The organism is Couchioplanes caeruleus, from assembly GCF_023499255.1.
GTDB lineage: Bacteria > Actinomycetota > Actinomycetes > Mycobacteriales > Micromonosporaceae > Actinoplanes > Actinoplanes caeruleus_A.
Window position 1 is genome coordinate 6,784,668 of sequence record NZ_CP092183.1, and the last position, 14,868, is coordinate 6,799,535.

General features: G+C 71.0%; 10 protein-coding genes and 1 tRNA gene. 6 read left to right on the forward strand and 5 right to left on the reverse strand.

Going from position 1 to position 14,868, the window contains the following annotated elements; translation table 11 throughout:
• Positions 1-124: 124 nt before the first annotated feature.
• The 5 genes from COUCH_RS31375 to COUCH_RS31395 all read left to right on the forward strand — a co-directional run bounded on the left by COUCH_RS31375 (position 125) and on the right by COUCH_RS31395 (position 6,235).
• Complete coding sequence (locus COUCH_RS31375; RefSeq protein ID WP_249608812.1) at positions 125-1,024, forward strand: carbohydrate ABC transporter permease; 900 nt, start codon at positions 125-127, stop codon at positions 1,022-1,024.
• On the forward strand, positions 1,024-1,872 hold the full coding sequence (locus COUCH_RS31380) for a carbohydrate ABC transporter permease (protein WP_249608813.1): 849 nt from the start codon (positions 1,024-1,026) through the stop codon (positions 1,870-1,872). The genes COUCH_RS31375 and COUCH_RS31380 overlap by 1 nt, the downstream gene beginning before the upstream one ends.
• 10 nt (positions 1,873-1,882) lie before the next feature.
• Positions 1,883-3,214, forward strand: coding sequence for an ABC transporter substrate-binding protein (locus COUCH_RS31385; RefSeq protein WP_249608814.1), 1,332 nt, complete (start codon positions 1,883-1,885; stop codon positions 3,212-3,214).
• Between the two features lie 28 nt (positions 3,215-3,242).
• Positions 3,243-5,216 (forward strand): beta-galactosidase, encoded by a 1,974-nt coding sequence (locus tag COUCH_RS31390; protein WP_249608815.1) that lies wholly within the window; start codon positions 3,243-3,245, stop codon positions 5,214-5,216.
• Between the two features lie 62 nt (positions 5,217-5,278).
• Complete coding sequence (locus COUCH_RS31395; protein ID WP_249608816.1) at positions 5,279-6,235, forward strand: cellulase family glycosylhydrolase; 957 nt, start codon at positions 5,279-5,281, stop codon at positions 6,233-6,235.
• Between the two features lie 1,722 nt (positions 6,236-7,957).
• Here COUCH_RS31395 and COUCH_RS31400 read toward each other — a convergent pair.
• Positions 7,958-8,030: transfer RNA gene (locus COUCH_RS31400), tRNA-Asn, on the reverse strand.
• 454 nt (positions 8,031-8,484) lie between these two features.
• Between COUCH_RS31400 and COUCH_RS31405 the strand changes: the two genes are divergently transcribed.
• Positions 8,485-8,796 carry a hypothetical protein gene (locus tag COUCH_RS31405; RefSeq protein WP_249608817.1) on the forward strand — a complete coding sequence of 104 codons (312 nt, stop codon included), beginning with the start codon at positions 8,485-8,487 and terminating at the stop codon, positions 8,794-8,796.
• Positions 8,797-8,891: 95 nt separating this feature from the next.
• Here the strand turns inward: COUCH_RS31405 and COUCH_RS31410 are convergent, their stop codons facing one another.
• The 4 genes from COUCH_RS31410 to COUCH_RS31425 all read right to left on the reverse strand — a co-directional run bounded on the left by COUCH_RS31410 (position 8,892) and on the right by COUCH_RS31425 (position 14,859).
• The gene (locus tag COUCH_RS31410) at positions 8,892-9,899 is read right to left on the reverse strand and encodes a sugar phosphate isomerase/epimerase family protein (protein WP_249608818.1); all 1,008 of its coding nucleotides are present in this window, start codon (positions 9,897-9,899) and stop codon (positions 8,892-8,894) included.
• 163 nt (positions 9,900-10,062) lie between these two features.
• Positions 10,063-11,124 carry a hypothetical protein gene (locus tag COUCH_RS31415; RefSeq protein WP_249608819.1) on the reverse strand — a complete coding sequence of 354 codons (1,062 nt, stop codon included), beginning with the start codon at positions 11,122-11,124 and terminating at the stop codon, positions 10,063-10,065.
• 1,466 nt (positions 11,125-12,590) lie between these two features.
• A complete protein-coding gene (locus tag COUCH_RS31420) occupies positions 12,591-13,775 on the reverse strand; it encodes a Gfo/Idh/MocA family protein (RefSeq protein WP_249608820.1) in 1,185 nt (394 codons plus the stop codon).
• A 40-nt stretch (positions 13,776-13,815) separates the two neighbouring features.
• On the reverse strand, positions 13,816-14,859 hold the full coding sequence (locus COUCH_RS31425) for a substrate-binding domain-containing protein (protein WP_249608821.1): 1,044 nt from the start codon (positions 14,857-14,859) through the stop codon (positions 13,816-13,818).
• Between the last annotated feature and the right edge of the window lie 9 nt (positions 14,860-14,868).

A 14,868-nucleotide genomic window follows, 5' to 3' on the forward strand; every position in this document is an offset into this window, starting at 1 on the left:
TTTCCTTGACGATCCCGGCACCGGGTGAAACTATCACCGCCAAGTTTACGTAAACATCACCCCCGTCCTGCTCTCGGAACACCGACGGTCATCGATGTTTACGTAAACGTGGACGGAGGCGGGAATGGCCATCTCGGACGCGCGGGCGCGGCCCGGCCGACGACGGCGCCGGTCCCTCGAGGGCTGGACGTTCGTCGGCCCGTTCATGCTGGTGTTCGCGCTGGTCTTCCTCGCGCCGATCGGCTACTCGATCTACCTCAGCCTCTACCGGAACCGGCTCATCGGCGGGAACTCGTTCGTCGGGCTCGACAACTACAGCCAGGCGATCGGGGACGGGCAGTTCTGGTCCGGGTTCGGCCGGGTGGCGCTCTTCCTCGTGGTCCAGGTGCCGATCATGCTGCTGCTCGCGCTGCTGGTAGCGCTCGCCGTGGACAGCGGCCGGCTCTACGGCAAAGCCTTCTTCCGGGTCTCGATCTTCCTGCCGTACGCGGTGCCGGCCGTGGTGGCCACGCTGATGTGGGGCTTCATGTACAGCAACCAGTTCGGGCTGGTCGGCAGCATCAACGACGCGCTGCACGTCACGCTGCCCGAACCGCTCTCCGCCGACCTCGCGCTCGCCTCCATCGGCAACATCGTCACCTGGGAGTTCGTCGGCTACAACATGCTGATCTTCTACTCGGCGCTGCAGGTCGTACCGGTCGCGCTCTATGAATCGGCGGCGATCGACGGCGCCGGGCAGTTCCGGATCGTCCGGGCCATCAAGCTGCCACACCTGCGGGGCGCCCTGGTGATCGCGACGATCTTCTCGGTGATCGGCAGCTTCCAGCTGTTCAACGAGCCCGCGATCATGCGCCCGCTGGCCCGCAACGTGATCACGACGGCATACACCCCCAACATGTACGCCTATTCGCTGTCGTTCGCGGGCCGGCAGTACAACTACGCCGCCACCGTGGCGATCATCATGGGGCTCATCACGATGGCCATCGCGTACGCCGTGCAGCTGCGCGGCGCGAGGGAGAAGTGATGCACCGGCGGCGCAGCGTCGTGCTGACGGCCCTGACCGCGCTGGTCGCGATCTACAGCCTCGTCCCGCTGTTCTGGCTGGTGGTGAACGCGACCAAGACACAGCAGGGCCTGATCAGTTCGTTCGGCCTGTGGTTCGACGACGGCAGATTCGCGCTCGTCGACAACATCCGGCTGACCCTCACGTACGACGACGGGGTGTTCGTCCGCTGGCTCGGCAACACCCTGCTGTACGTCGTGGCCGGTGCCGGCGGGGCGACGCTGCTGGCGACCCTGGGCGGGTACGGGCTCGCCAAGTTCGACTTCCCCGGCAAGCGCGCGGTCTTCGCCGTCGTGATCGGCGCTGTCGCCGTGCCCGGGACCGCGCTGGCCGTACCGACGTTCCTGATGTTCAGCAAGATGGGGCTGACGAACACGCCGTGGTCGGTGATCATCCCGTCGCTGGTCTCGCCGTTCGGGCTCTACCTCATGTGGACGTTCTCCGCGCAGGCCGTGCCCGACGAGATGCTGGAGGCCGCCCGGATCGACGGCGCGGGCGAGTTCTTCACGTTCCTCCGCGTCTCGGTGCCGCTGCTCGGGCCCGGCATCGTCACCGTCCTGCTCTTCACCGTGGTCGCCACCTGGAACAACTACTTCCTGCCGCTGATCATGCTCAAGGACCCGCGGTGGTACCCGCTGACCATCGGCCTGAACTCCTGGAACGACCAGGCCGGGACGGTGGGCGGCGAGGCCGTGTTCAACCTCGTCATCACCGGATCGCTGCTGACGATCCTGCCCCTGCTCGCCGCGTTCCTGCTGCTGCAGCGGTACTGGCAGTCCGGCCTGGCCGCCGGCAGCGTCAAAGAATGAAAGGACGCCGATGTCCAGATTCCTGAAGGCGGCCGCCGCCGCGACCGCCGCGATACTCACCCTCGCCGCGTGCAGTGACGACTCCTCCTCCGACATCGCCACGCCGCCGGCGAGCGGCTCCGAGGCGGACGTCACGGCTGCCCTGCAGAAGGGCGGCACCCTCACCGTCTGGGCCTGGGACAGTACGATCAAGGACGTCGCCGCCGGCTTCCAGAAGAAGTACCCGAACGTGAAGGTCGATCTGGTCAACGCCGGTACCGGCGACAAGCAGTACACGGCGCTGCAGAACGCGATCGCGGCCGGCAGCGGCGTACCCGACGTCGCGCAGATCGAGTACTACGCGGTCCTGCAGTTCGCCATCGCCAAGTCGCTGGCCAACATCTCCGGGTACGGCGCGACCGGCCTGAAGAGCAGCTTCACCCCCGGCCCGTGGAACGCGGTGACCCCGGACGGCGGCGTCTTCGGCCTGCCGCTCGACTCCGGGCCGATGGCGCTGTTCTACAACAAGGAGGTCTTCGACAAGCACGGCATCGCGGTGCCAGCGACCTGGACCGAATACGTCGAGGCGGCCCGCAAGCTGCACAAGGCCGACCCCAAGGCGTACCTGACCGCGGACACCGGCGACGCCGGCTTCACCACGAGCATGATCTGGCAGGCCGGCGGCAAGCCGTACCAGGTCGACGGCACGACCGTACGGATCGACTTCGCCGACCCCGGCGCCGCCAGGTTCGCCTCCGTCTGGCAGCCGATGATCAGCGAGAAGCTCGTCGCGCCGATCCCACCGTGGACCGACCAGTGGTTCAAGGCGCTGGGCGACGGCACCATCGCGAGCCTGCCCACCGGCGCCTGGATGCCGGGCAACCTCGCCTCGGGCGCGGCCGCCGCGTCCGGCAAGTGGCGGGTGGCACCGATGCCGCAGTGGGAGGCCGGCGGCCAGGCGAGCGCGGAGAACGGCGGCAGCTCGCTGGGCGTGCTGGACAAGTCGGCCGACAAGGCGCTGGCGTACGCGTTCGTCAAGTACGCCTCGGTGGACGAGGGCAAGGACCTGCGGATCAAGGGCGGCGCCTTCCCCTCCACCACGGCCGACCTGCAGAGCCCGGCGTTCCTGAACACGCCGTTCCCGTACTTCGCGGGGCAGAAGGCCAACGAGATCTTCGCGAAGTCGGCCCAGCAGGTCGTGCCCGGCTGGTCGTACCTGCCCTTCCAGGTGTACGCGAACAGCGTCTTCAACGACACTGCGGGCAAGGCGTACGTGTCCTCGACGACCCTGGCCGACGGCCTGAAGGCGTGGCAGGAACAGTCCGCGAAGTACGGCACCGAGCAGGGCTTCACCGTCAAGTGACACCCGCCGGAGCGAAGGAGATCCTCTGATGTCGTTCCGTTGGTTGCGCCGGGCGGGCACCCCGCGTCTGGAGTACGGCGCCGACTACAACCCCGAGCAGTGGCCGCGCGAGGTCTGGGACGAGGACGTCGAGGCGATGCGGACGGCCGGCGTCACGATCGTCTCGCTGGGCATCTTCTCCTGGGCCCGGCTCGAGCCCGCCGACGGCGAGTACGACTTCGGCTGGCTCGACGACGCGATGGACCTGCTGCACACCAACGGGATCCTCGTCGACCTGGCCACGGCGACCGCCTCTCCCCCGCCCTGGCTGACCACGGCGCATCCGGAGATCCTGCCGGTGGACCGGGAGGGCCGCACCCTGTGGCCGGGCGGCCGGCAGCACTGGCGGCCGACGTCACCGGTCTTCCGCCGGTACGCGCTGCGCCTGGTCCGCGACCTGGCCACCCGGTACGCCGCCCACCCCGCGCTGGCCGCCTGGCACGTCAACAACGAGCTGGGCTGTCACAACGTGTACGACTACTCGCCCGATGCGGCGTCGGCGTTCCGGGACTGGCTCCGCTCCCGGTACGGCACCCTCGACGCCCTCAACGAGGCCTGGGGCACCGCTTTCTGGTCGCAGCACTACGGGGATTGGGACGAGATCCTGCCGCCACGGCTTGCCGCCACCCATCCCAACCCGGGTCAGCAGCTGGACTTCAAGCGGTTCTCGTCGGCGGTGCTGAAGGACTATCTGATCGCGGAGCGGGACATCCTGCGGGCCATCACCCCCGACGTGCCGGTGACGACGAACTTCATGGTCATGGGCGAGACGAAGAGCATGGACTACGCGGACTGGGCCGCCGAGGTCGACTTCGTCGCCAACGACCACTACCGGCAGCCGGGGCCGCGGTCCCGCGACGAGCTGTCGTTCTCGGCGAACCTGACCGGGAACCTGGCCGGCGGGCGGCCGTGGTTCCTGATGGAACACTCGACCAGCGCGGTGAACTGGCAACCGGTCAACCTCGCCAAGCGGCCCGGCGAACTCGAACGGGACTCCCTGACGCACGTCGCGCACGGCGCCGACGCGGTCTGCTTCTTCCAGTGGCGGCAGTCCCGGGCCGGGGCCGAGAAATACCACTCGGCGATGGTCCCGCACGCCGGCACGGACAGCGACCTTTTCCGTACGGTGTCAGCGCTGGGCGCCCGGCTGCGGGAGCTGGCCTTCGTGGCCGGCGCACCGCGGACCCGCGCCCGGGCCGCCATCGTCTTCGACTGGACATCCTGGTGGGCCGGCGAGCAGGACTCCCACCCCACCGACCGGTTGCGCTACCGGCGGGAGGCCCTCGACTGGTACGCGGCGTTCCTCGACGCCGGCGTCCGCGTCGACGTCGTGCCGCTGTCGGCGCCGATCGAGGAGTACGACGTCGTCGTCGCGCCGATCCTGCACGTCGTCCCGGCCGGCCTCGGCAAGCGCCTGTCCGCGTACGCCGAGAACGGCGGTCACCTGGTGACGACGTACTTCTCCGGCATCGTGGACGAGAACGACCACGTCTGGCTCGGCGGGTATCCCGGGGCGCTCCGGGACCTGCTGGGCATCCGCATCGAGGAGTTCGCGCCGCTGCCCGACGACGAGCGGGTGCTGCTGGACAACGGCACCACCGGGACGCTGTGGACGGACCGGATCGACGTCACCGGCCCAGGAACCGAGGTGCTGGCAACGTACGCCTCCGGCGACCAGGCCGGCCGGCCCGCGGTGACACGTCGCACCGTGGGAGCCGGCTCCGCCGCGTACATCTCGACGAGGTTGGGTCCGGACGGCCTGGCGCCGCTGCTCGGCGATCTGCTCTCCCGGGCCGGCGTGGAAAGCGAGATCCCCCGCGCCCTGCGCGGGCGGGTCGAACTGGCGGTGCGCGGCGACGTCCGTTTCCTGCTCAACCGCACCGACGAGGAGATCGACCTGACCTCCCTCGGCGGCGGCCCCGCGACGCTCACCCCCGGCGGGGTGGCCGTCATCCGTCCGTAGCCATCTCTCCCCGAGGAGTCGCCATGGAACATCGCCGTGCACGTGCTCTCTTGAGAGCGGCCATGGCCGCCACCGTCGCAGTGTCGATCCTCGGGATCTCCCGGGAAGCTGCCGCGGCGACCACCGGGTTCCGCGGCGTCAACTGGGCCGACGCCCGCGACAACTACGTCAACGGCTGGGTCATCCCTACGGGGCTCACCGCGAGTGACAGCTACAGCACCGTCCGCTCCAAGTCGGACGGCATTCTCACCGGCTTCCAGAACCTGCTCGGCGCGAACACGGTCCGCCTGCCGATCAACCCGCCGAGCGTCACCTCCACCTGGTGGAGCAGCTACAGAGCGGCGTTCGACTCGGCCCTCGCGCACGGCATGAAGGTCATCGTCTCCTACTGGGAGGCGGACACCGCGAAAGACGGCCTGGTGGACGACACCGCCGCCTGGAACGCCATGTGGGACCGGGTGACCGCCGACTACGGCAGCAATCCTGGCGTCTACTTCGAGCCGATGAACGAGCCCTTCGGCTACAGCCTCAGCTCGTGGGTGTCGCTCTGCTCGACCTGGCTGGCGCGGCACCCCGCCATCCCCCGCGGCCGGGTGCTGATCAGCGGCACGGGCTACAACGACAACGTCACCGGCGTCGGCGCGGCAAGCCAGCTCGACGGCACCCTGTTGTCGCTGCACTTCTACGGCTTCTGGGCGTCCGACACGACCCGCGCGGCGTGGACGGCCAACCTCAGCAACCGGCTCGGGGCGTACTCCTCGCGCACCATCATCGACGAGGCCGGCGCCCCGATGACCACGGGCCTCACCTACACGAACGGCGCGACGCAGGACGGGAACGTCTTCACCGCGTACTTCGCCGCGACCACCGATCTGACCCGGGCACGGCAGATGGGGGTGGTCTACTGGCCCGGCCTGCGCGCCGGCGACAGCTACTCCATCACCCGGCAGAGCGGTTCCGGGCTGGCGGTGAACAACACTTCCGGTGTGGCGCAGCTGCGTTGGGGCTGGGGCCTCTAGGGGATGTCCCGCGGATCACGGCGACGCGGAGGCGAGGTCCAGGTTTCGCGTCGCAAGCGTGGCGGGCGGTCGGATACCGGGGTTGTATCCGGCCGTTCGGCACGTGCCGCGAGGCGGAAGCTGGGCTCCCGTGCCGATGCGCCGGCCGGTCTGCAGGACCGCGCCCACGCTGGCGCAGTTCGCGTCGCAAGCGTGGCGGGCGGTCGGATACCAGGGTTGTATCCGGCCGTTCGGCACGTGCCGCGAGGCGGAAGCTGGGCCCGGCGCAGGCCGTCATGATCCGCGGGACACTCCCTGGCCGCGCTGTGTCACTGCCGGGACTCCGCTCGTGCCGCGGCCGGGTCACGGGCGCCCGAGCCGTCGGCGCCGGGGGGCACCGTCATTGTTGGTGAGATGACGCGTGGACCAGGGATGCCAGCCGGCGCTCAACCGCCCGGCCGCCATCGCCATCGCCAGCCACCGTTACGAGCGTAGCCGGTCAGAGGTTGTTCGGACCCGAAACGCATCCGTCAATTCTGGTTCGCGATTTGGCTGTGACGATCGTCGCGCTTCTGGGGTGATCGTTTAGTGTGGTCGGGCGGCAGCTTGAGGAAGAATTATCCTATGCGGCAGCTTCAGTTGTTCTCGACGGCGGAATTGGCCGCGATGCGGGACCGAACCGCGTCGCGTCGCTATTCTGCCGAGCGAGATGAGTTTCGCCGCGAGCATGCACGTCATCGGGCGTGGGGATTAGCGCAAAGACACGCCACTAAGCTGGGCCGCTTGCACGGCGATCGTGGCACGGACCGGCCGGTGAGCGCGCGAAGCCCCGGGGCGCCGACGCCACACCGCAGGGCACCGGCGGCACAGCAGCGGCCGATCCTCCCCCCAGCGCGAACATCCCTGTCAGAGCGTGCGCAGATGCGGCCGGTTCAGCCCTTAGGCGGGCCGGAAAGCGCGCAGCCCGCAAAGGTGCAGGGCGTCACCACGGCCGAGCCAGAAGTCACCCCCACCACGGATAGGCCGGCAGCGGCACTCGGCACCGCCACGATCCAGCCCGTAGGAACCCCCGCCTCCACCACGGCCGAGCCGACAGCGTCGCCGACAATCACGGATGGTGCCGGTATCGGCCATGATCCGTCAAGCGACCGCGCGGAGCGACTCCCCAATACGCGCACCTTTCCGACACACGCTGTCTTGACAAATAGACATCGCGTCACATGCTGGAAAGCATTCACCAGGAAAGGCGTGACGTCACGCGCGTATGGGTGGTCGACAAGCCGAATACCGACATTGTCGCCGACGCCAATCAGTGCGCGTCGGCCAAGTCCGGCGTCGGCCATAACGCTGAGGCGGGCCACAACCTCACCGAGACGGGCGGATCGTTTAGGGCGAGGTCCGCCACCGCTTCAGGCCAATCCGCTCTGGGCTGCCTACCGCACGTTGCTGACGCGCTCGCACCATGGCGGCATCACCGACCGGGGCGACCCTCACCTCGGGTGCGTTCTGCCGGTCACGGCGGCGTGGAGTGGCGGCTACAGCGCGATGCTCGCCGGGCGCCGCAAGCACGCCGATCGGAGCCATCAGAGCCATCAGAGCCATCAGAGCCATCAGAGCCATCAGAACCGGAGGTCCGGGCAGCGAGGGCGTCCAAGTCGTGGTGACTCGTCGGCAAGTGTCCGCCGGAGCCACGGGGCGGTACGCGAAAGGGGCCACCGAAGTGGCCCCTGACCTGGGTAACTGCTCCCCCGATTGGACTCGAACCAATAACCTGCCGGTTAACAGCCGGCTGCTCTGCCAATTGAGCTACAGGGGATCGGACCGCGGCTCCCCGCTTTCGCGGGTTGTCGTGGCGACCGGGAAAACAATACATGACCGAGGCCGTCTCCCGCTCGAGGGGTACCCGACACACCGGCGCACGGCCAGACGGCCGGCGCCGACACCCGCCGGCCGGCCCGGCACCCACCAGCGGCCCGGCATCGGCAACCGCTCGGCGGCCCGGCGTCGGCAACCGCTCGGCGGCCCGGCATCGGCAACCGCTCGGCGGCCGGGCCCAGCCGGGGGCCGGCACCGCCGTCGCCGGGCAGCAGCAGCCCGGGCTGAGCGGACCCCGGGCCGGGCCGGCGCCGGCCCGGCACCCGGGCGAGGGATCCGACACACCCGGGAGAGCCGCAACAGGGACGAAACGCAGCCGGGGCGAATGATCCAGCGGCAGGATGGGTATGGACCGGAACCAGACGCACGCGCGTCAACGAACGGAAGGAGCCGCCATGCGCGGAAAGCTCATGTTCATCACGGGTCTCGCGGCGGGCTTCGTCCTGGGCAGCCGTGCCGGCCGGGAGAAGTACGAGGAGATCGCGGCCAACGCCAAGAAGGTGTGGGAGCACCCGACGGTCCAGGAGGCCGCCGGTGTCGCCCAGGCCCAGGCCAACAAGCTGTACAGCGAGGGCAAGGACAAGCTGAACCAGTCCAAGCTCGGTGAGAAGCTGTCGTCGGCCAGCTCGTCCTCGTCGTCGGACACCACCACCGGCGACCTGTCGACCTCGAGCGTCAGCTCGAACAGCACGGGCACCACGTACTGACCCACCGCAGCTGAATGGCCCGGCCCCGCTGAGGGACCGGGCCATCGGCATGTGGTCAGGACGACGCTCCGAACGCCGCTCAGCCGGGCAACGGCTCAGGACGAGGACGAGAAGGCCGCGTCGAACGCTGCCGAGGGGGCGTCGAAGGCCAGCCGGCGGACGAACTGCAGCGCCTCCGGGGCTCCCACCAGCCGGTCCATCCCGGCGTCCTCCCACTCGATCGAGAGGGGGCCGTCGTACCCGATGGCGTTCAGGGCCCGGAAGCAGTCCTCCCACGGCACGTCGCCGTGCCCGGTCGAGACGAAGTCCCAGCCGCGGCGCAGGTCCGCCCAGGGCAGGTGGGACGACATCCGGCCGCGGCGGCCGTCGCCCGTACGGACCTTCGCGTCCTTGCAGTCGACGTGGTAGATGCGGTCCTTGAACTCCAGGATGAAGTTGACCGGGTCGAGGTCCTGCCACACGAAGTGGGACGGGTCCCAGTTCAGGCCGAACGCCGGGCGGTCGCCGATGGCCTCCAGGGTGTGCCGGGTCGTCCAGTAGTCGTACGCGATCTCGCTGGGGTGCACCTCGTGCGCGAAGCGGACGCCGACCTCGTCGAAGACGTCGAGGATGGGGTTCCAGCGGTCGGCGAAGTCCTGGTAGCCGCGTTCGATCATCGCGGGCGGCACCGGGGGGAACATGGCCACGGTGTGCCAGATCGACGAGCCGGTGAAGCCGACCACCGTCTTGACGCCCAGCTTGGCGGCCGCCCGTGCGGTGTCCTTCATGCGTTCCGCGGCCCGTTCCCGTACGCCCGAAGGGTCGCCGTCGCCCCAGATCGCCGCCGGCAGGATGTCCTTGTGGCGTTCGTCGATGGGGTGGTCGCAGACGGCCTGGCCGACGAGGTGGTTGGAGATCGCGAAGACCCGCAGGTTGTGCTTGGCGAGCTGCTCACGCTTGCGGTCGACGTAGTCGTCCTCGGCGAGCGCCCGGTCCACCTCGAAGTGGTCGCCCCAGCAGGCGATCTCGAGGCCGTCGTAGCCCCACTCGGAGGCCAGCCGGCAGACCTCCTCGAACGGCAGGTCGGCCCACTGGCCGGTGAAGAGCGTGATGGGTCGTGCCATGGTCATCTCCCTGTTCGCAGGCTCTACGAAGAGGGTTCCGGGCCGGCGCGAGGAGACCGGCGGCGGCACGCCGGGGGACGTCGCGGCCGTGCCGGGTCTGCGCCTCCCGGCCGGCCCGCCCACCGGCGGGTGCCAGGTCAAACTCTAGGTGCGGGCGGCCCGCTCAACAAGAGATGTGGACGGCGGGCGGCGACAGGCCGAGGTCCGCGAGCTCGGTCGCGCCCTGCGCCTCGATGTCGAGATGCTCGGTGCCGGGCAGGGCGCCGGCCATCAGCCGGCTGACGGCCGTCCGCCAGACCTCGGTGGTCGCCCTGAGCGGCGCCGGCGGCTGCTCCTTCAACGGTACGGGGGTGAGCACCCGCCACGGCCCCGCGGGCGGGTCCCGGAGCGCGTCCGCGAGGTCCAGGCAGCCGCCGTCCGGGGTGGTGACGGGGTGGCGCTGAGAGTGCACGTACCCGCGCAGGGCCTCGGTCGCCGCGGCCGGGTCGTCGGCCTGCAGGGCGGCGGTGACCTGCGCCTGGATGACCGACACGCCGGCGCCGGCCAGCCGGTCGAGGTACGCGCCCGGCTCCTCCCAGGTGCACGCGAGGGCGGCGAGGTCGAGGCTGACGCCGAGCCGGTCCTTGTCGACGCGGGTGAACGCGGCCGCGACCGAGGCGGAGCCGTCGAGCACAGCGCCCGGGCCGGGACGGAACCCGACGCGGACGGCGCGGCCGGTCTGCCACGCCACCTCGGCGAGGCCGCCGGAGAGCCGGCCGAGGATGCGGGCGCACGCCTTCTGCTTGGCGTCGTCCCAGCCGTCGGCGCGGCCCAGGCCGATGGTGGTCACGGCACCGCGTACGGCGTCGTCGGGCAGCAGGTCCACGAGGATGCGGGCGAGGTCGAGCGTGTACTCCAGGCGCGCCGGGTCGCTCCAGTCCGGCTCGTCGGAGCCCTCGTCGCCGCCCTCCGCGTACGGCACTCCGCTCAACGTGACGACCTCCAGCCCGCGGGCTGTCAGCTCGGCACGAAGCCGGGTACGGGAGCGCCCGTCGATGGCGAGGGCGGCGGCGAGGGTGGGCGGGAGCCAGAGGCTCACCCCGAGGGTGTCCACGTCCAGACGGGACCGGACGGCTTCCGCGTACGCGTCGAGCTGCTCGACGATGGCCGGGAGGTCCCGGGCGGGCCGTACCGCGGTGCCGTGGGTCAGGTGGACGACCCGGCCCGAATGGTGGCGCAGACGCATCAGAATCCCTCCTGGAGCGGGGCGTCACCGGTGCATTCGCACGTGCATCGGTTCGTGCGGGGTCCAGTATGGACCATTTGGCCGCGGGTCACCGCTGCCGTCGTGGCGGACCGACGGGGTGCCATGACGCCTCCATCTCATGCGTTGTCTGCCCTCGGATACGAGCCTCGGCGCGTTGCCGGATCAGCGGCGTACTCGCCGTGCGACGCCGTGACCGGTACGAACATGATCTCCACGCGCCGGGCGGATCGGCGGTCATGGATGTCGTCGCCCCCGCTGAGCAGCCCGGGAACCCGGATCGGGGCAAGTCGGCGCACCGGCGCGGAGAGCGTTTTCTGTGCATCAATTGCACACTCGGGCACGCACCGGACAGCGACACGTGCGAATGGCCGCCAGGCGGCTGCACGCGGCAAACGCTCCCCGGAGGGCGGCCGGCCGGGGCGCGAGCGGGGCGCTACCGGGGGGGCGGGGCGCGGTGCGCGGGTGAGCGAGGCACGCAGCGCTGGCGGCGGGCCGCGGGCCGCGTGGGCGCGCGGGCAGCGTGGGCGCGCGGGCAGCGTGGGCGCGCGGGCAGCGTGGGCGCGCGGGCAGCGCGGGCGCGCGGGCAGCGCGGGTGCCGCGGTGAGGGCTGCGCGGGTGAGCGAGGCACGCAGCGCTGGCGGCGGGCCGCGGGCAGCGCGGGCGCGCGGGCAGCGCGGGCAGCGTGGGCGCGCGGGCAGCGCGGGCAGCGTGGGCGCGCGGGCAGCGCAGGTGCCGCGGTGAGGGCTGCGCGGGTGAGCGAGGCACGCAGCGCTGGCGGCGGGCCGCGGGCCGCGGGCCGCGTGGGCGCGCGGGCAGCGCGGGCGCGCGGGCAGCGCGGGCGCACGGGCAGCGCGGGCGCGCGGGCGCGCGGGCAGCGCGGGCAGCGCGGGCAGCGTGGGCGCGCGGGCAGCGCAGGTGCCGCGGTGAGGGCTGCGCGGGTGAGCGAGGCGCGCATCGCGGGCGCGCGGGTGGCGGGCCGCAAGCAGCGCGGGGCGCACGGGTGGCGCGGGGCCGCGGTCGGGGTCGCGCGGGTGGCGCGGGAACCGCAGTGGGGCCGCGCGGGTGGCGGGTCGCGCTTGGCGGGCGGCGCGGGCTGGGGCTGCGCGGGTGAGCGAGGCGCGGACGGTGCAGGCACGCGGGCGACCAGCCCGGCGCGGCGGAGCGCGCGGTCGGCGCAGGGTCAGGGTGGCTGGCAGCGTGGGCGGCGCGGGGCGCCGGGGATGGGTGGTGCGGGTTGCCGGGTGGTCCGGCCCACCTTCCGGCCCGGATGGCGGCGTGGTGAGGTCGGGACGGCACGGCCCGTGGCGTGTGCCACGGGGCCGTGCTGTGCCCGTACTTGTGATGTGGTTGTTCGGCAGTGACCGGGAACCCGGCGGTCGATGCCGGACAACCGAGGCCCTTGGCGGTCCGGGGCGCAACCGGGCCGTCCCTCGCGGGCCGTGGTGTCAGACAGAGGCCAGTTGCGCCTCCACCGGGACCCAGGCCGAGGAGGCTGCCGAGCGTTCCACGGCGTCGAGGACGAGCTGGACCTGGAGGGCGTCCGCGAAGGACGGTGCCGGGTCCTCGCCGGCTGCGATCGCGGCGATGAGGTCGTGGACTTCGTGGGTGAAGGAGTGTTCGTAGCCGATGAGGTGGCCGGCCGGCCACCAGGCCGCCATGTACGGGTGCTCCGGCTCGGTCACCAGGATGCGGCTGAAGCCCTGTTCCGCCGCGGGGACCGTGGCGTCGTAGAACTCGAGTTCGTTCATGCGCTCGAAGTCGAACGCGACCGAGCCGTGGGAGCCGTTGAGTTCGACGCGGAGGCCGTTCTTGCGGCCGGTGGCGAAGCGGGTGGCCTCGTACGTGGCCACCGCTCCCCCGTCGAGGCGGGCCAGGAACAACGCCGCGTCGTCCACGGTCACCTCGCCCGAGCCGGCGTGGCCGTTGCCCGCCGCCGACAGGCCCGCCGCCTCCACGGGGAGCGGGCGTTCGCGGACGAAGGTCTCGGTGAGGGCGCTGACGCCGGTGATGAGCTGACCGGTGACGTACTGGGTGAGGTCGACGATGTGCGCGCCGATGTCGCCCAGCGCGCCCGAGCCGGCCACGTCCTTGCGCAGCCGCCAGACGAGCGGGAACTGCGGGTCGACGATCCAGTCCTGCAGGTACACCGCGCGGACGTGGCGCAGCGTGCCGATGCGCCCGGAGGCGACGAGCTGGCGCATCAGCGCGACGGCCGGCACCCGGCGGTAGTTGAAGCCGCACATCGCCCGGATGCCCCGGGCCTGCGCCGCGGCCGCCGCCTCGGCCATCTCGCGGGCCTCGGCCACCGAGTTGGCCAGTGGCTTCTCGCAGAGGACGTGTTTGCCGGCGGCGAGCGCCGCGAGGGCGATCTCCGCGTGCGTGTCGCCCGGCGTGCAGATGTCCACCAGGTCCACGTCGTCGCTGGCCACGACCTCGCGCCAGTCGGTGGCGTGCGACTCCCAGCCGAGCTTGGTGGCCGCGGCCGCGACCTTGCCCTCGTCACGGCCGCAGACCACCGACATCCGTGCCGACAGCGGCAGGTCGAACGCGTGGTTGACGGTCCGCCAGGCCTGTGAGTGCGCGGCGCCCATGAACGCATAACCGACCATGCCGACCCGCAGCTGCCCCATCGTGCTCTCCGATCGTGTGTTCGCTTGTGGTCGCGAGACGTCAGAAACCGAGCTTGCCGTACTGCTCCGCGTTCTCCTTGGTGATCGTTTCCGAGGCGAGCGTGATCTCCTTGGGCACCTGCAGCTCCACCAGGTCCGACATGCCCTTGCCCTGCCCGATCAGGCGGGCCAGCGAGATCGCCGAGGACGCCATCGACGGGCTGTACGTGACGGTCGCCTTGAGCGGGGTGTTGTCGGCCTTGATCGTGTCGATGGCCTGCTTCGAGCCGGCGCCACCGACCATGATGAACTCCTTGCGGTTCGCCTGGTTGATCGCGGCGAGCACGCCGATGCCCTGGTCGTCGTCGTGGTTCCAGAGCGCGTCGATCTTCGGCAGCGCCCGCAGCAGGTCGGTCGCCGCCCGCTGGCCACCGTCGGCGGTGAAGTCCGCCGGGCGCCGGTTGGCCACCTTGAAGCCGTACGTGGCGAGGGCCTGGTTGAACCCACGGGTGCGCTCCTGGGTCAGCTCCAGCGAGTCGATGCCGGGGATCTCGCCGATGATCGGGTTGCTGATCCCCTTGGCCTTCAGCTGCTCGCCGATGTACGCGCCGGCGGCCAGGCCCATGCCGAAGTTGTCGCCCTTGATCTGCAGCCGGTACGCGCCCTGGTCGGGGAACGCCCGGTCCAGGTTCACCACCGGGATGCCGGCCTGCATCGCCTGCAGGCCGACCGCGTTGAGTTCCTTGCCGTCGTGCGGCAGCAGCACGATGACCGTCGGCTTCTGAGCGATGAGCGTGGACACCGCGGCGCGCTGCGCGGCGGCGTCGGCGCCGGCCGCGACGCTGCGGAACTCCACGTCCTTGTACGCGGCCGCCTGCGCCTTCGCGTTGTTGGTGATCGCGGCGACCCAGCCGTGGTCGGCGGCCGGGGCGGAGAAGCCGATGACGACCTTGTCGCCCGGCGCGGCGTTCTTGTTGTCGGAGTCCGCGTTGGTGTTGATCTGCGTGTTCTCGCTGGGCGTGTTGCTGGTGCAGGCGGTCAGTACGGCACCGGCGCCGAGGGCGGCGCCACCGAAGAGGATGCGGCGACGGGACAGATCGATCATCGGTTTTCT